Source organism: Portibacter marinus, from assembly GCF_021533195.1.
Taxonomy (GTDB): Bacteria; Bacteroidota; Bacteroidia; order Chitinophagales; family Saprospiraceae; genus Portibacter; species Portibacter marinus.
In genome coordinates, this window is sequence record NZ_JAJNKB010000001.1 from 877,666 (window position 1) to 895,127 (window position 17,462).

At 38.9% G+C, this 17,462-nt stretch carries 18 protein-coding genes; 4 read left to right on the forward strand and 14 right to left on the reverse strand.

Going from position 1 to position 17,462, the window contains the following annotated elements:
- Window positions 1-2 precede the first annotated feature (2 nt).
- From L2567_RS03630 to L2567_RS03640, 3 genes are all read left to right on the forward strand, one after another.
- Window positions 3-1,442 carry a DUF1501 domain-containing protein gene (locus tag L2567_RS03630; protein ID WP_235296335.1) on the forward strand — a complete coding sequence of 480 codons (1,440 nt, stop codon included), beginning with the start codon at window positions 3-5 and terminating at the stop codon, window positions 1,440-1,442.
- Window positions 1,443-1,511: 69 nt separating this feature from the next.
- Complete coding sequence (locus tag L2567_RS03635) at window positions 1,512-2,021, forward strand: hypothetical protein (protein WP_235296336.1); 510 nt, start codon at window positions 1,512-1,514, stop codon at window positions 2,019-2,021.
- Window positions 2,022-2,067: 46 nt separating this feature from the next.
- On the forward strand, window positions 2,068-3,303 hold the full coding sequence (locus L2567_RS03640) for a cation:proton antiporter (RefSeq protein ID WP_235296337.1): 1,236 nt from the start codon (window positions 2,068-2,070) through the stop codon (window positions 3,301-3,303).
- A gap of 208 nt (window positions 3,304-3,511) precedes the next feature.
- Here L2567_RS03640 and L2567_RS03645 read toward each other — a convergent pair whose 3' ends face one another.
- From L2567_RS03645 to L2567_RS03710, 14 genes are all read right to left on the reverse strand, one after another.
- The gene (locus L2567_RS03645) at window positions 3,512-4,558 is read right to left on the reverse strand and encodes a VOC family protein (protein WP_235296338.1); all 1,047 of its coding nucleotides are present in this window, start codon (window positions 4,556-4,558) and stop codon (window positions 3,512-3,514) included.
- A complete protein-coding gene (locus L2567_RS03650) occupies window positions 4,551-5,789 on the reverse strand; it encodes an aminotransferase class I/II-fold pyridoxal phosphate-dependent enzyme (protein ID WP_235296339.1) in 1,239 nt (412 codons plus the stop codon). Before L2567_RS03650 ends, L2567_RS03645 begins: the two co-directional genes overlap by 8 nt.
- On the reverse strand, window positions 5,786-6,580 hold the full coding sequence (locus L2567_RS03655; RefSeq protein ID WP_235296340.1) for an SDR family oxidoreductase: 795 nt from the start codon (window positions 6,578-6,580) through the stop codon (window positions 5,786-5,788). The genes L2567_RS03650 and L2567_RS03655 overlap by 4 nt, the downstream gene beginning before the upstream one ends.
- Before the next feature lie 50 nt (window positions 6,581-6,630).
- Window positions 6,631-7,596 carry a sugar phosphate isomerase/epimerase family protein gene (locus L2567_RS03660; RefSeq protein ID WP_235296341.1) on the reverse strand — a complete coding sequence of 322 codons (966 nt, stop codon included), beginning with the start codon at window positions 7,594-7,596 and terminating at the stop codon, window positions 6,631-6,633.
- Entirely contained in the window at window positions 7,593-8,120 is a 528-nt protein-coding gene (locus tag L2567_RS03665; RefSeq protein ID WP_235296342.1) for a gluconate 2-dehydrogenase subunit 3 family protein, read from the reverse strand. The genes L2567_RS03660 and L2567_RS03665 overlap by 4 nt, the downstream gene beginning before the upstream one ends.
- A 2-nt stretch (window positions 8,121-8,122) precedes the next feature.
- Window positions 8,123-9,868, reverse strand: a complete 1,746-nt coding sequence (locus L2567_RS03670) for a GMC oxidoreductase (protein WP_235296343.1) — start codon at window positions 9,866-9,868, stop codon at window positions 8,123-8,125.
- Between the two features lie 664 nt (window positions 9,869-10,532).
- Window positions 10,533-11,564 carry a cytochrome-c peroxidase gene (locus tag L2567_RS03675; protein ID WP_235296344.1) on the reverse strand — a complete coding sequence of 344 codons (1,032 nt, stop codon included), beginning with the start codon at window positions 11,562-11,564 and terminating at the stop codon, window positions 10,533-10,535.
- 64 nt (window positions 11,565-11,628) lie between these two features.
- Entirely contained in the window at window positions 11,629-12,351 is a 723-nt protein-coding gene (locus L2567_RS03680) for an MbnP family protein (RefSeq protein WP_235296345.1), read from the reverse strand.
- 50 nt (window positions 12,352-12,401) lie between these two features.
- Entirely contained in the window at window positions 12,402-13,160 is a 759-nt protein-coding gene (locus L2567_RS03685) for an MbnP family protein (protein WP_235296346.1), read from the reverse strand.
- On the reverse strand, window positions 13,138-13,962 hold the full coding sequence (locus L2567_RS03690; protein WP_235296347.1) for a 3'-5' exonuclease: 825 nt from the start codon (window positions 13,960-13,962) through the stop codon (window positions 13,138-13,140). Before L2567_RS03690 ends, L2567_RS03685 begins: the two co-directional genes overlap by 23 nt.
- 144 nt (window positions 13,963-14,106) lie before the next feature.
- Window positions 14,107-15,114 (reverse strand): FAD:protein FMN transferase, encoded by a 1,008-nt coding sequence (locus L2567_RS03695; RefSeq protein ID WP_235296348.1) that lies wholly within the window; start codon window positions 15,112-15,114, stop codon window positions 14,107-14,109.
- Window positions 15,111-15,500 (reverse strand): DoxX family protein, encoded by a 390-nt coding sequence (locus L2567_RS03700; protein WP_235296349.1) that lies wholly within the window; start codon window positions 15,498-15,500, stop codon window positions 15,111-15,113. The genes L2567_RS03695 and L2567_RS03700 overlap by 4 nt, the downstream gene beginning before the upstream one ends.
- A gap of 8 nt (window positions 15,501-15,508) precedes the next feature.
- Window positions 15,509-15,877 carry an aspartate 1-decarboxylase gene (gene panD / locus L2567_RS03705; RefSeq protein ID WP_235296350.1) on the reverse strand — a complete coding sequence of 123 codons (369 nt, stop codon included), beginning with the start codon at window positions 15,875-15,877 and terminating at the stop codon, window positions 15,509-15,511.
- Entirely contained in the window at window positions 15,877-16,731 is an 855-nt protein-coding gene (locus tag L2567_RS03710; protein ID WP_235296351.1) for a TerC family protein, read from the reverse strand. The genes panD and L2567_RS03710 overlap by 1 nt, the downstream gene beginning before the upstream one ends.
- A 116-nt stretch (window positions 16,732-16,847) precedes the next feature.
- On the opposite strand from L2567_RS03710, the gene L2567_RS03715 reads away from it, so the two are divergent.
- Window positions 16,848-17,384 (forward strand): hypothetical protein, encoded by a 537-nt coding sequence (locus L2567_RS03715; RefSeq protein WP_235296352.1) that lies wholly within the window; start codon window positions 16,848-16,850, stop codon window positions 17,382-17,384.
- Window positions 17,385-17,462 lie beyond the last annotated feature (78 nt).

Genomic DNA, 17,462 nt, shown 5'->3' on the forward strand with positions numbered 1-17,462 from the left:
TTATGGAAAGACTTAATGATATGGTTTCAGCGATGAATAGAAGGGTTTTCCTGAAAAACAGCTTATATAGTTTAGGTGGGACCGCTCTGGCATCGATGTTCGGTGGCAATTTGTTGCACAACATGGGAGGAAACGAAATGGGACTTCCGCATTTTGCTCCAAAAGCCAAGCGTGTCATCTTTCTTTTCCAAAGTGGGGCACCGTCCCAACTTGAACTTTTCGATCACAAGCCCAAACTGAAGGAAATGTTTGGACAGGAGCTACCAGCATCCATAAGAGGAGACCAAAGGGTGACTGGTATGACTGCGAATCAAAAATCCTTCCCTTTGGCCATGGGAGATTTTACTTTTGACCAATATGGAGAAAGTGGAGCATGGTTGAGTAATTTATTGCCTTATCACCGTGAGATTGCTGATGAACTCTGTTTTATCAAAACCATGCATACGGAAGCCATAAATCACGATCCTGCGATAACTTTTATACAGACGGGATCACAGCAAGCGGGCAGACCGAGTATTGGTTCCTGGTTGAGTTACGGCCTGGGTAGTGAAAATAAAAATTTGCCAGACTTTGTGGTCCTGCTTTCAAGAGGAGTACCCGGAGGTCAGCCGCTTTATGCCAAGCTATGGGGTAATGGATTCTTACCATCACAACATCAAGGCGTCATGTTTAGATCTGGAGATGAGCCAGTTTTGTATTTAAATGATCCAGATGGAATGTCCAGAGAAAGTCGAAAGAACATGCTTCAACATCTGGAATCCTTACATAGAAATCAATATGAAAAGACCAAGGATCCCGCTCTGCAGGCAAAAATCGCACAATATGAAATGGCATTTAGAATGCAGATGTCTGTTCCGGAAACTTTAGATCTCTCGAAAGAGCCTCAGCATATTTTTGATATGTATGGCCCGGATGCACGAGTTCCGGGTACCTTTGCTAATAATTGCCTTCAAGCCAGAAAGTTGGCAGAAAGCGGGGTAAGGTTTATTCAGCTCTATCAAATGGGTTGGGATTTTCATGGTGACCTGCCACGTCAGATCACTGCAATGTCTAAAACCGTGGATCAACCTTCTGTAGCGTTGATTAAAGATTTAAAGCAGCGTGGCATGCTTGAGGACACATTGGTGATTTGGGGAGGTGAGTTTGGTCGGGGCTGTTACTCACAAGGGAAGCTAAGAAAAGATAACTATGGAAGAGACCATCACCCCAGATGTTTTACCATTTATATGGCAGGTGCAGGGGTCAAGAAAGGGGTCACTTATGGAGAAACCGATGAATTTGGATACAATATCGTAAAAAATCCGGTCCATGTTCACGATTTTCAGGCAACACTCATGCACTTGATGGGGATCGACCATGAAAGATTCACTTACAAAACACAAGGCCGAAGATTTCGATTGACTGATGTACACGGACATGTGGTCAAAGATGTATTGGCTTAAATGTTATTTATTCTTGAGGAAGTTGCAAAACAGATTGCTTATCATTTTTTAATTTAAACACCGTTCATCATGAAAAACATCTCGAGTACATTGTTCTATCTCATGCTGTTGTTATTCAGTGGGTATGCCAACGCGACAAACCCTGTAAGCCACTCAGCTGAAGTACATTTTAGTGGTCATGTAGGTCAGAAAGCAGAGGTTAATGAAGGAAAAAATCTATTTAAAAGAATAAAGCGAACCTTAGGTGGAGCTGTAAAAAAAGCAGGTAGGTACTTTCAAGTCATGACACAAAGAGGTCAGAAGTTCCTCATTGCATGGATTGGATTATCAATCTTCTCACTTGTTTCTATTACCGGAGGATATTTATTTGCCGTTATAGTGGCCACAGATGCTGCCATTTTACTATTCTTTCTATTGCTTATTCTCGGTTTGGTAGCTGCTGTAGCTAGCAATGTATTTTTCATACTTTGGTTAGTTGATATTATTAAGACCGATAGTAGTGGTACTCGAGTACCTGGACCAGACGATGAAGAGCGCGGAGACCGTGAACGAAGAAAAAGACGTAGAAAAAGAAATTAATGCAACCTAATCCCTGGAAAAGTAAGCAAATAAGTACATTTATGCCATGGATATTTTCGGAATTTTATCATTACTGACCATACTGGCTGCGACATTTGGATACATCAATATAAGGATATTGAAGCTTCCACATACCATTGGTATGATGTTGATTGCTTGTCTTTTTAGCGGATTGGTTTTTCTTGTTGGTCTTTATAATGATCAATTTCATGATTTGGTGTTTGAATTTATCAATCAGATAGACTTTCGGACACTGTTATTGGATGTGATGTTGAGCTTTCTACTCTTTGCAGGTGCTCTTCATACCAATTTTCAGAAGTTGAAAGAATATCGTTGGCCAATCATAAGTTTCGCCACTTTAGGGGTGATGGCTTCTACATTTATTGTAGGAGGACTGGTCTACCTGCTTTTACTTGCTTTTCAATTAGAAGTTGATTTTATATACTGTTTGTTATTCGGAGCTTTAATTTCTCCGACCGATCCCATTGCTGTATTAGGTATTTTAAAAAAGGCCAAGGTGCCTAAAAATCTTGAAATAAAGATTGTCGGAGAATCCTTATTCAACGATGGCGTAGGAGTTGTGGTCTTTCTGACCATTTTTAATATTGCCAATATTGAATCAGCGGAGCACAATCAGTCAGTTGCCGTATTATTTGCGCAAGAAGTAATAGGAGGACTGACTTTAGGGTTGATCGCAGGTTGGTTGTCTCATCGATTAATGAAGTCGATAGATAACTGGGAAGTGGAGGTAATGATCACGATTGCTTTGGTTCTTGGGGTGCATTGGATTGCTGTGTTTCTACATCTTTCAGGACCATTAGCAGTAGTTGCTGCAGGGCTTTTGATTGGCACTCACCATAGCAGGACTACTTCTATGTCAGAAATTACAGAGAGCTACATTGACAAGTTCTGGGAGCTAATAGATACCTATCTGAACGCCATACTTTTTGTCTTGATTGGTCTGGAAATTCTGATTCTACCCTACAATCTCAGTTATATATTACTAGGATTGATCATCGTTCCCATTGTGTTGATCTCAAGGTATGTGTCTTTATATCCTTTGGTCACTATTTTCGATAAATATCTGGACTTTGTGCCTAAAACAGCATTGATCATGACCTGGGGTGGGTTGCGTGGTGGAATTTCAATAGCATTGGCCCTCTCATTGACAGACTCGATGAACAAGGATCTTTTTCTCATCATCACCTATATTGTAGTGGTTTTTTCAATTTTGATTCAAGGGCTGACCATTGGAAAGTTGGTGCAAAGAATAAATCAGTAGTCTTCCCGATTTGACAACAAGCAATTTACTGGTGTTTTGCTTGACGTGATGGAATAATGAATGAAACGCATTATTTCTGGCAAATAGAATTTTTGGTCCCAAGGCAGTGGGAAAAAAATGAAATTCTGTCAGTCCCCGGCAGCTGGGGTGAGAATGAAGTTTTGTCAGTCACAAGTCCGTCCGGAGCTTTACTAGTATCTAAAACGAATCATGAGAAGAAAAACATCAACCTGAACAACCAATCCGGTAAGCTGGAGCTGAGGTCTTTAGGCACCGTGTAGTACCAACCAAGCCAAGGAATAATGGGGATCTTGTGAGTTTCAACAAATTCGATCAAAGTACCATCAGGATCCTCGATATAAGCAAATCGTCCTGCCGCCTTTCCCATGTCAAAACTATCAGAGGAGTCAACCGTAAATCTGATGTTTTTACCAGCAAACTTCTTTTTCAAAGCTGACATTCGTTGAACATCAAAACATAGGTGTATAAAGCCTTGATCACCCCAATATCTTGAATCAAATATTTTATTCGGTTCGCGATCCAATACTTGAATGAGTTCAATTTCATTAGAACCCAATAATTTAGCAAACGGGCCTTTTCTTGGTTTAGAATGTTCCAATACCACACGCTTATACTTAAGCTTTTCACCAGCTATGTTATCCAAATCCTTGTAAGTTTCTAAATGAAGATTTCTAACTATATCAAAATTCAACAACTCCTTATAGAAACTAATAGATTGATCCATATCGGTAACACCTATGGTTACTCCTATTACACCACCTTGCTTATCTTTTCTTTTGGGATCATACCAATTAGATGATTCGATCATCTGGACATCATTTCCGAAAGGATCCTGGAAGGCGAAAGACGATGGGTCCATAATATTATCACCCACTTCATAATAAATATTGACCTCTAACTCTTTGATGCGAGCAAAAGCTTCTTCTATATTTGAAACTTTCATTTTCATCATGGAAATTCCAAGGTCGCCAGGCTTAATCTTAAAACTTACAGGCTCAGAGTCTCGTGAGGTAAATTGCCAAAACTCAATTCCACCTCCACCAAATTTATTGAGCGCCAAAATGGCGTGACGACTATGTATTTTACCTCCTGTATAGTTGGACATCAGCTTTGCTTCTGCCTTTTCACTGAACACTTGGATGTTCATACAGAGATGCTTCTTATACCATTTGTATACTTCCTGCACATCAGCGGAACCCAAACCTACCTGTTGTATGCTACTAATATTATGCATAACCTCCTGAAGTCAACTTAGAATTGACTGAGCTAAAAGCATTTATCGTTTCTTCGATATCCTTGTCAGTGTGATTTGCAGTAGGTATCAATCTTAATAGTATCATTCCTTTCGGAATTACCGGATAGACCACTATACTACAAAAAATACCAAAAGACTCTCTTAAGTGTTTTACAAGATTCATCGCCTCATTTACTGAACCACTTAACATTACCGGTGTAACGCAAGAGTTCGTGTTGCCAAGATTAAATCCAGCACTACGCAAACCATCCTGAAGGTTTCTTACATTATACCACAATTTGTCAATAAGTGTTCTGTCCTTTCTGATCAATTCAAGTCTTTTCAACGCGCCTCTTACAACCACATGCGGCAAAGACTTAGCAAAAATTTGTGACCTTACATTATATTTAAGGTATTTAACAATGTCTTTTTCTCCAGAAATAAATGCACCTATACTGCCCATTGACTTAGCAAATGTAGAGAAATATAGATCTATTTCATCTTGAACACCTTGTGCTTCTCCAGCCCCAACTCCAGTTTCTCCAAGTGTACCAAATCCATGGGCATCATCAACTAACAATCTAAAGCTAAATCGAGATCGCAAATCTATCACTTCTTTGAGCTTTCCTTGATCTCCTTGCATTCCAAATACTCCCTCAGTAATGACCAATATTCCGCCTCCCGTATCGTCAACAATCTTTTCTGCAAACTTCAAATACTTCTCCAGGCTCTCGATATCATTGTGTTTGTATGCAAACCTTTTCCCTGTATGCAGTCTTACCCCATCTACTATACATGCATGACAATTCGCATCGTAGATCACTACATCTCTCCTGGTCAACAATGCGTCTATCGCAGACATAATTCCCTGATACCCAAAGTTTAATAGAAGTGTCGATTCCTTGCCTATGAACTGGGATAATTCTATCTCAAGTTGTTCATGCAATGCTGTATCGCCTGACATCATTCTAGAGCCCATGGGATACGCCATTCCATTTTCGGCAATACTTTCCTGATCTACTGCTATGATCTCTGGATTTCGCCCCAGTCCCAGATAATCATTGATAGACCAGTTAATGACTTCCTTTCCTTTAAAAATCATTCTATTGGAAAGTGGACCTTCTAGTCGAGGAAAAATAAAATATCCTTCTGCAACCTCAGAGTATTTACCTAAAGGTCCCATGTCCTCTCGCATTCTGGTAAACAGATCAGATTGTATCGCTTTAATCATGCTTTGGTGTTTTTGACTATTGTAAAAAGTAGAGAAGGAATGAATCGTTTTAAATATACGCCCAACGTTTCTTTACCCCCAATTAAAGCTTCTCTTTTTTGATTTTCAATCGCTGGAATCGCTTTCCTCATAAATGCTTCCGTCGTCATTCCATTTTTAGAATTTTCATCTATCTTTTGTTGTGGCTTCCCGCTCCCATCTAAAGCATTCGAGGAAATTTTAGTATGAACATAACCTGGACAGATCATTGTAATTTTAATACCTTTTTCTTCTAACTCTGCTCTCAATGAATCGAAATATCCATGCAGAGCATGTTTGGATGCGGCATATGTGCTTCTGTGAGGTACTCCTATTTTTCCGGTCACACTACTTATAATAACCAGGTGACCAAAACCACTTCTGAGCATGGTGGGTAAAATATTCTTTGCGGCTCTGACGACCCCGAAATAGTTGACTGCCATAATTTTTTCTTCCACTTCCAAATCAGTGTCAAGTGCTGAAGACCTTTGAGATATACCCGCATTCAAAATGGCTATATCCACTTTTTCAAGATCTAGAATAGACTGAGAAGCGGCATCAATCGAAGCACTTTGCTCCATGTCAACAGTCACTATCCGGCTTTTTTCGGGATTTAATAACTCACTTTGTACCCTTTGCAGTTCTGATTTTCTTCTTGAAGAAAGAATGATGTGACCTCCCCTTTTTGATAATGATTTGGCAAAGCTCTCGCCTAATCCACTAGAAGCCCCTGTTATCCAAATGGTTTTATCTTTAAAGTAGTTACGGCTCAAAATGTTGAAATTGCTGTAAAGCAATGATAACAAATAAAATGGAGAGTTACTTATCCTAAATCACTCAACACTTTTTCTATGAGTTCTTTGGTTGCTATAATACCCTCTTTGGCTTCCATCCTGGAGCCCTCGTATTCTACTCCAACATATCCCTTATAACCAGCATCCAGCACTATTTTCATCATTCTATGATAGTCAATATCGGGTTCATTACCATTATCATCAAAATCATGTGTTTTGGCACTGACAGCTTTGGCATAAGGCATCAATTCCTCGACACCTCTATACTTATCATATTCTTCTTTACAAGAGCGGTCTTCGTTTCGAGTGATACAGAAGTTTCCAAAATCAGGAAGCGTTCCACAATTCTCCATGTCAATTTCACGCATCACTCCTGCCAACCACTGACCATTACTTGAATATCCACCATGATTTTCAACGATAACATTGATATTGTAGTCTTTGGCAAATGTTGCTAACATTCCCAGACCGTCAACTGCAGCTGAAGCAACTTCATCCGCTGTTCCACGCCCGTAAGCGTTCACTCGGATAGAATGACAACCTAAGGCCTGAGCAGCTTCCACCCACTTCTTATGATTTTCTACTGCCTGTTTAAGATCGTTTGAGTTGGTTTGAGCTAAACCTCCTTCACTATCTATCATGATCAAGAGTTGTTCTACCCCCGCGTCACTAGCTCTTTGGTTCATTTCATCAAGAAAGACCTTGTCTTTGGCTTTATCCGGGAAAAATTGATTCACATATTCAATGCCTGTAAACCCCATTCCGGCCGCTTCCGCAGCAAATTGCAAGTGGTCAATTTCATTACCAAATATCTGCTTATTTAAAGACCATTCTGCTAAAGAAATCTTGATATCAGAAGGCTTACTAGAATTTTCATTCGTAGACATAGTCGTCGATTTTTCTTTTCCTCCACAAGCACTTAATAGGCTTCCAAGACAAATACCGCTGGTCATGACAGCACTTTTGTGTAGAAAAATTCTTCTATTGATATTCATATCGCCCATATTCCTCCTACTTCCTCTAATGGTACACAACCTTTTTGTTCACTGGGTATGGGCTTGAAAACCAATACTTCCTTCATTCCTCTTTCAGAGGTACAAAAACCAATGATGCTTTGCTCGTGAACAGCTTTCATAAAATCAGATCCATTTTCTATTTCAGATTTAACCAGATCTAATATCTCTTGATCTGACATACCTGTGACCTTATGATTTTCTACAAAGCTGCTATAACCTTCCTGGAAAGCTGTTTTTTCCTCCTCAGTTGCATAAATTGAAAGTCGTTCGTCCATAAACTTTGCAATGTTGACATCTTTTGCACCTGGCAATTGGTCCGTACCCGGCACTATTGCATTGGCTATTTTTTCAAGAGTCTTAACCTGATCATCCTTCAATGTTTCAGGTGTCCAATTAGGAGTTGGATCAGCTGAACAGCCACCGAGTATAGCAGCAGCAGATCCAGCAGTTATGGTATATCCTAATACCAGTCCTGCAGTTTTCAATACTTCTCTTCTATTCATTTTCATAAATTCATCTTTTTAAGTTCTTCTACTGCATGGTTTGCTGCTCTTGCTGTCAAAGCCATGTAAGTCAAAGAAGGATTCTGACATCCTGCTGAAGTCATAGCTGCTCCATCTGTCATATATACATTTTTACATGCATGAATCTGGTTAAATTTGTTCAATACAGAAGTTTTGGGATCTCGACCCATTCTAGCCGTACCCATTTCATGAATTCCAATTCCCATCGCTCTGTTCTTTCCCTCATTATCATCTATGGAATCATAAGATCTTACGTCTTTACCTCCTGCTGCCTCTAACATTTCTGCTGCAGCAGAAGCCATATCCTTTCTCATGGTCAATTCATTCTCCTTCCATTCTGCGTCTATTTTGATCATAGGCATTCCGAAGGGATCCATGTTGTCATAGTCCAGATACATTTTGTTTTCATGATTAGGTAGACACTCACCAAAACCTCCGATGCCCATGGTCCATTCGCCCGGAGTCTGAAGACTTTCCATCAATTCTTTACCCAATTTCATTTCTCTGATCACTTTATACCATCCTTGTCTTGATGCTCCTCCCTGATAACCGAATCCTCTCAAATAGTCCTTTTTCTCACTGGACTTGTCTAGATTAACAAACCTTGGTACGTAAATGCCATTAGGTCTTCTACCTGTATAATATTTATCTTCGAATCCTTCGAAATCTGCTCTTGCTCCCACTCCTAAGTGGTGATCCATAATGTTATGACCCAGCTCTCCACTATCATTTCCCAAACCATTAGGAAATCGGTCTGATCTGGAGTTTAACAGAATAGAGGCCGAAGCAATGGCCGAAGCATTCAGGAAAATAATCTTAGCATAAACATCCCTTGTTTCTTTAGTTTCAGCATCAATCACCCTAACTCCTTTTGCCAGGTTGGTCTCAGGGTCGTAGATCACTTCAGAGACAATAGAATTGCAAACTATGGTAAGGTTTCCGGTTTGCTCCGCGTACGGTAGTGTAGAAGAAAGACTGCTAAAATATGCGCCATAAGGACATCCACGCATGCATCGGTTTCTAAATTGACATTGTCCACGCTTACTATCATTGCTGTGACTTAAAGGGCCAGTCATATGTGCCGTCCTGCCTATAGTGACCATTCTGCCTCCAAAGTTTTCAGCCACCCCTTTTTTAAATTTGTCTTCTACACAGTTCATCTCCATAGGTGGAAGGTAAACGCCATCAGGAAGCTGGGCTAGTCCTTCATTTTGACCTGAAACTCCAATATGCTTTTCAACATAATCGTACCAGGGTTTCATATCATCATATCGAATGGGCCAGTCAACGGCTATTCCATCTTTAGCATTGGCCTCAAAATCCATCGGTGAAAGCCTGTAGCTCTGTCTACCCCAAGTGATGGAACGACCACCAAGATGATATCCTCTCATCCAATTAAAAGGTTTCACCTCTACAAATGGATGCTCTGTATCTTTTACAAACCAGTGTCTATGTCCCCTTCTGGTCGTATACCCTGTCCTTCTCTGAACCGGATAATCCTTTAAAGTTTCTGGCGAGGATTCCTCTGTATTTCCAGGCCAGTCATATACCTCCATTGCAGCTGTGGTGTAATCTTTGACGTGCTCAACTTTACGTCCTCTTTCCAATACCACGGTTTTTAGACCTTTTTCAGCTAATTCTTTAGCAGCCCAACCTCCGCTAATGCCTGAACCTACAACAATTGCATCATAAGTGACTTCGGCGTCTCCTTTTGAGTTAAAATACATACCATTTATTTTTTACATAAAACTAGTGAGCCTCTACGCAGATAAGATTTTTCCATTGTTACCTATGAGCCTCTCAATTCGAAATATAAGGATTATTACCATTCAGAACAGAAGATTAGGATAATTTATTATGACTAATGCCCAATTCTGTATGGTTACTTTACTAACAAACAGAACTAAACTATTAAACCTCACTTATGACATCAAAGTTAAGAAACACTATATGCTTGCGCTTAATTAAATAGATGAGAAGTGGAAACCAGGGCTCCTTGAAAAGCACATAAAAGGAAGTGGGAACAAGTCGACTTTGGAAACGAGCAAAAAAAAGTTAGTCGCAGCAGATACGACTAACTTATGCAAATTATAATCCCATGAACATATCCAAAGTAGATATAAATCTTTTTTTATTCTACCAAGAATGTTATATAATAACTAAAACTCAATCTCAAATTATAGTCACTCTTCACGTTATCTAGCAATCACATTACAATGATCTTAATTTAATTTCAACAGGACAACTACAAAAAAGCGATATTGTTATATATTTTTTATTATAATATGTTTTAGTTTCTCTTCAAGAATACCATCATTTAGCGAAATGATGCATCAGTTATCTATAATTGTTCAAAAAATATTATTTTGACTAATAAATTTTGACTGATTATTACTCAAATGGGTTGATAATAAATGGATTTTGCAGATAGGAAGTGTCTGTCATGGTATGCATGAAAGCCACAATATCTGCCTTTTGTTGCTCACTTAGCCCTAGCGGCTGGATTAATGGATCCAGATTCTCAGCGAAATGTCCGCCTGAATTATAATGATCGACCACCTCCTCAAGGGTATTGAAGCGTCCGTCATGCATGTATGGTGCTGTAAGAGCAATATTTCTAAGTGTTGGGGCCCTAAATTTACCGTTATCAAAAAGAAGACCGGTCACTTCTCCCCTACCCTTGTCCGGAAAATCTACTAAGTCATCGACTTTCTCGATTCCGTTATTGACGTACTGTTGAGTGGTCAAAAGTGGCCCATTATGACAATGTCCACATTCTGCATCCGGCGTCATGGGATCTGCATCAAAAAACATATCTCTACCATTCAGCTCAGATATAGTATAAGCTTCGGTATCGTAGTATTCCACTCGATCAAACTTACTATCGGCACTTATAATGATTCTTTCAAATTGAGCAATGGCTTTTACTGCAAGTAAACGATCTATTTCTGTTGCTTTGCTAATTCCAAAAGCCTTGCGAAACAATTCCTGATACCGCTGACTTCTTCTCAACTTTTGCTCAACATTGTCCCAATCCTCTACCAATTCCAACGGATCCTCCACGGGCTCTAAAGCTTGATTTTCTAATGTTTCTACTCTGCCGTCCCAGAATAAACCATTGAAAGTATAAGCTATATTAACTAAAGACATAGATGACCTTCGGCCTACATTTCCATTGACACCCACACTTACTGCGGTTCCATCTGTAAATGCTTTTTCAGGAAAATGACAGCTGGCACAAGACAGTGTGCTATCTGCAGATAAGATGGGATCAAAAAACAAGTGTTGACCTAATCGTACACCATCGATCGTTAAAAGATTGTCTTCCGGGATATTAAAAGATGGAAGGTGATCAGGTATTTCTAGTTCGTAGTTAACAGGAGAAAAGGTTATATCAGTCAAGTCCACCCCTTCCTCTGACATTCTATCTTTTTCACAAGAGTATAATAAAAGAACCAAGAAAAGTGTAATGCTTTTGAGATACATTTTAAAACTCTTCTTTTATCGAGACTTTGTAATTGTCGACCAATTTTTTAATGATTTCAGTATCGTCGGGATTGTGATTTCTCGGTTTGCTAACTATATCAAACCGAGATCCATCTTCATTGCTTAGCAATCTTCCATAATCTATGGATAGTGCCAAAATAGAGCTTGCACCTTGATCAACTGCCAAATCTATGTCAATGGATAAACTTCTTAATAATGCATCACTACCAGTGTGATAGAACCATTTTAGGTCGAAAACGCCATCACCATCTGGATCCGCGCTACCCTCAGTCTTTGAAAAAATATATGAATTCCAGGGAACCCAGTAGAAATCAGTCCTGCCCAATGGTTCCTCAACACTAAAATCTCCCGGACTCTGAGCATTCAGATCTTCTGTGATACCCACATTAAATTTCAACTTTGAGTAATTTCCACCAGGCACCTCCTCGTAAAGTATGGTTTGCCCCCTGATTCCATCACTAAGCTGTATCAATTCGAGTTCAGAAAGTGCATATTCTTGCTCTCCATTATTCACTATAGATATATCAGTCATGTACAAGGCCAAATTCTCAAATCTGACTTGCATATCACCAAACTGGACAGCTTCATTCAATTCTACTGATTGACCATCGTATAATGGAATAATATTAAATTCAATCATCCCCTCCTCCTTGCAAGAAGTCAAAACCGCAGCAATTGCAGCTATCAACAAAATTTTTCTCATCATCTAGGAATCTTGATTGTACAACGAGTGAGATTTCTCTTTTGTTGGAATTAAAGTCCGAAAAAGAACGGAATCCTTTCAAGAATCAGTTGGTCTGTGGAGGCCTGACCCAATTCGAGAACATTGATGTCATTCAAGAGCTTTTGATAATCGACAAAAATTTGAATCGTAAAATCAGTACCAATCGGAAGATTAAAGTTGCCAGGAATGATCAAATCTACCGTATTTACTGGACTTCTGAGTGTATAGTTCAATGTATCATCATTAAACTCATACTGCATTTTGAAATTGGTGTAGGTCAATGTTGTATCGTTAAACATGGTATTATCTTCCACTAAGTCATTGTTTGTAAATCTTCCATTGACCCCAAAAACAAAACTAATAGCTGTAAAATCCTGAGCCTTGTCAAAGCTTCCAATGGTATAATTAAATCGGTCACTTCGAACATGTGCAAAGTTATCTGCTCTAGCTATGATTGAACCATTAACATCAATCACCTCCACAGAGTCGATCACGGTATAGGCCTCATTATCCAACAATAATGATATATCGGACAATAGAAATTCAGCTTTCAGAATCTTTAATTTCTGTCCCAATTCGTTCGTATAAACAGAATCACGAATTAAAGTCGTGTCTCCCCAAGTGTGTGTGACACGCAACTGCATATTGGGAAAAGTGCAACAGTCTTCACATGGTTCATCAGCTGTAAAATCGTAGTTTCTTGCTCTTATGTCCAGGCATCCTTCTTGTTTTTCATAGCAAGAGATACACCAGATCACAATCAGACTAAGTACGATGTAACTTCGCATAAGACTTTACCTCTTCCTGAACAATTTTTTTTACTTGATGCGTAAATTCTTTCTCAAGAATCCAATTCAGATATTGCCGATCATTATACAGCGTTTTCCCCACTTCCTTACCCATGTATTTGCCAAAATTAAAAACGATGTTTTGATTGTTGTCATACTTCAGACGTTGGGTAACATCTACAATTTTTAGATCATTGCTAAAATCATTCAGCGCATCGATATCATTTTTAATTGGTGCTTCAATCTTAAAGCCATCGCCATCTATATAGTCAACACCGTCGTACGCCTTTAGCTGTCCTTTTAGCACTTCCACCGTTGCTTTCACGTCCGCCATGGCATCATGGGCATCATCGAGCTCCTTACCACAGTAATATTTTAGAGCAGCCTTAAGCGTTCTTGGCTCCATTTTATAAAAGATCCGTTGGACATCGATGGTATTTCTTTGATCAATATAAAGTTCCAAACCAGCGCGCGCAAATTCTTCCATCAACATGGGAATGTCAAAACGGTTAGAATTGTATCCGGCAAGGTCTGCGTTACCAATAAATTCATAAAGTTTATGGGCAACTTGCGGGAAAGTAGGTTTGTTGGCCACATCTGCAGGAGTGATCCCATGAACTTCCATGGCTTCCTTTGAAATGGGAATGCCTGGATTGATAAGCATCTCCATTTCATCTGGTTCCTTTTTCTCCGGAGAGAACTTTACCAATGCAATTTGTACTATTCGGTCACGTATTACATTTAGACCGGTGGATTCTATATCAAAAAATACAAGTGGCCTTTTCAGATTAAAGTGTATCATTGTTTTCTTTTATCAGGTTGTTTTAATAACTATTCGATGAGCTTTTTTTCATCAAATATGATGTGAAGATACGGAAGTTAAAAAAAGAACACCTATACCCGATGATTTAGGATTATTAAATAATGGTCTAGTACTTACCAAGTATTATGTTCTCGAATCAAATATGGTCAATTCGTTATTTTCGTTGGCATAAATGATGATTCCCTCGATTTCCCCATTGGCACGTATTATATTTTTAGATTTTTCAAGCCCAAGTACCATACAAGCGGTCGAAAAACCATCGGCTATAGCACAAGAAGGTGCGATGATGGTTACACTTAGTATGGCATTTCGTTCTGGAAAGCCAGTCTCAGGATTAATAGTATGGCTGAATATCTGTCCGTCGGATTCATAAAAATTTCTATAATTTCCCGATGTAGCGATACCTTTTTCTGATATTTCAATGATTTCCTGGTAGTCATTCGAAGTCGCGTCCGGTGAGGGAACGGATATTCCTGTACGCCAAATCTGTCCTCTTTCGTTAACTCCTTCTGCATATACCTCTCCGCCTATCTCCACGTAATAATTGGAAACATCTTTATTTTCTATATACTTTGCAATGTAGTCAACACCATAACCTTTTGCTATTCCTGAAAAATCTAACTCAACAAGGGTGTCTTGTTTCAGGAGTTTGTTTTCAGTTCGCTTTATCTTATCCAACCCTACTCTAGTGATTAATTGACTAATCATAGTTGAATCCACATTCGTCACTTTAATTTTACCGGTATATCCAAAACCCCAGTAATTGACCACTGGCATGATCGTAGGCTCAAACGCTCCCTTACTCTCACGATTAATCCTTGATGACAGCTCGAAATTTTCGATAAAATGATGGTTTAATATGGCGTCATCATTGACTACATATTTTGAATAGGCTTTATTAAATAAAGAAATGACTGACCCTGGTTCATAGGTAGACAAGGCCGCATTAACCTCTATAAGTACACTATCGATTTCAGATTTAAGTTGATCTGGATCTAAGCCTTGGTAAATAATGTTGTATGTTGTACCCATGGTGCTACCGCTGATACTATTGTACTTAACCACGGGATGGGTCTTACACGCAGCAAGAAATAAAACGATTACCAGCAAGGCACAGCTTCTTTTGATCACTTTTTTCGCCTAATAAGGTAATCTAATGAGTATTTTCCGGAACCCAATAGTAAAATGGCCGTATACCCAACCAAGTATAAGATAGGCATCTCTAGCTTACCAAACGGATCATTAATATGTACCACAAATACAGCTACAAGCATGGTGATGATCAATGGAATGGCCGCTAGTCGTGAAAACAAACCTAAAACCAATAAAGCAGCACAAAGCACTTCTGCGAAAGTAGTAAGCCCCAGGCTCAATTCCGGGCCTAAACCTATGGGGTCTGCCCACTTAATAGGACCACCGTCTATCAATTTTAAAAATTTCCCCCAACCATGACCAATTAACATGGTCGTGCCAAACGTTACCCGAAGTATTAGACTAGCTAAATCTTTCTTTATCATGTTGAAATTTATTTTCCTCCGCTCTTATAACCACTTACCTTATTGTTCTCATCCGTGAGCACAATTATTGGTTCATGATTTTTCGCCTTGGATTTCTTAATATTACAAAAAGACAAGATATGAATTTTATCGCCTTCTTTCGCATGTAAAGCTGCTCCTCCATTCATTAATATATCTCCACTTCCCCGCTGTCCCTTTAGTACGTAGGTGATGAGTCTTGTACCATTCGAAGCATTGTTCACATGGACCAATTCCCACTCGTGCAAATCTGCAGCATCCATCAAATCTTCATCGATGGTTATGCTACCACGATAAGCCAGATTAGCTTCTGTAACAATGACTTGTTGTAATTTAGACTTTAACAATTCTACTTTCATTATTTATTTTTTTCTATTAATCCTTCAGCTACAGCTTCTTCGGCATATCCGTGAAGTTGAACCGGATTGCGTTTGGTTCTCATACGGATATTCAGCACTTCAACCAGCAATGCAAAAGCAATGGCAAAATACAGGTACCCTTTTGGCACTGCCCCTATCTCATTTCCGCCAAAAGTAATGTGGGCTAAATGTGCGCCTTCAATGATCAGCATAAAGCCAATTAGTATCAGGAAAGACAACCCTAGCATTTGAATAGTTGGATGCTTATTGACAAATTTAGTTACTGGCTGTGCAAACAGCATCATGACCAGAACCGAAGCCACTACTGCAATGATCATTAATATTAAGGCCCCTTGCAGACCATTCGTCATACCGACCGCCGTCAGAATACTGTCTATGGAGAAGATGATATTAATACCTGTTATTTGAATGATCGCATTGGTCAAAGTCGTTCTTTTTTTAGTACCCTCGCTGTGCTCTTGCCCCTCTAATTTATGGTGTATTTCGGATACACTTTTATATAGTAAGAAAATTCCACCGAGTATAAGAATTAAACTTTGTCCAGAAAATCCTCCTTTTATATTCCAGAAATCGATGTAGAACCAGGGTTTTTCCATAGCAATCAGAACGGATATTCCAAAAAGCAGCGCAATTCTCAATCCCATAGCTAATAGTAGCCCGACGTTGGTGGCCATTTTCCTGTCTTTTTCTTCAAGTTTATTGCTGGTAATCGATATGAAGATAATATTGTCTACTCCTAAAACGATTTCAAGGAAAGTCAGTGTAATCAAACTCAACCAAATTGAAGAATCTGAAAAGTCTGGCATTACAATTAAAGGTATAGTTTCGATCATTTGCATTATATTTTGGGCACAAAATAAGGGTGATTATCTATTCTTAAAAATTATGCCTTATTATTTCAAGTCTGGTATCTTATTTGCAAAGTAGTCAGATATAAAACGAATCTGATTTGAAATCAACTTTACATTTTAGTACAATACTATTGTATCTATCTATATTTTTGACATCAACTAGCTTTGATACTTTCAAAGCTTCAAAAGAAGTGATTTGTTCTGAATTAACGGACAAATATGTCGATAAGCTAACAGGTGTTGAGCGGCATATCGCTAAAGAAAAAATTATCATTCGAGACTATAATGGTAAGAATACTTTTGATCTAGTATGGTTTAAAACCCATGATGAATATACTCTGGCATTCAAAGCAGCGAAAAATCTTTGCCTCGATAACAATATTGATGTGTCATTTCATCTCCTTCAGGGAAAGGTGGTCACGTGTGCGAGTGCACATATCGCCAATTGTGAATCTTTGATGACCATCAACTTCCACGAATCATCTGTTGAGGAAAGTAAATTTGAATTAATATCCAATTCGGAGGTAGTTGGAATCTCATTTGAGAATAAGGAAAAAAATTATAAGTTGAAATTGGGCCGCAGGCAGGCCAACCAGTTTCTGAAAACCTTAAAGTGTCTCAGAGATCAAAAGTGAAACTGCTAAAAAATCTGAGCTACTAAAAAAGAGCTGAATGAATCTCATCCAGCTCTTTAAGTCTATGATTATATGTAT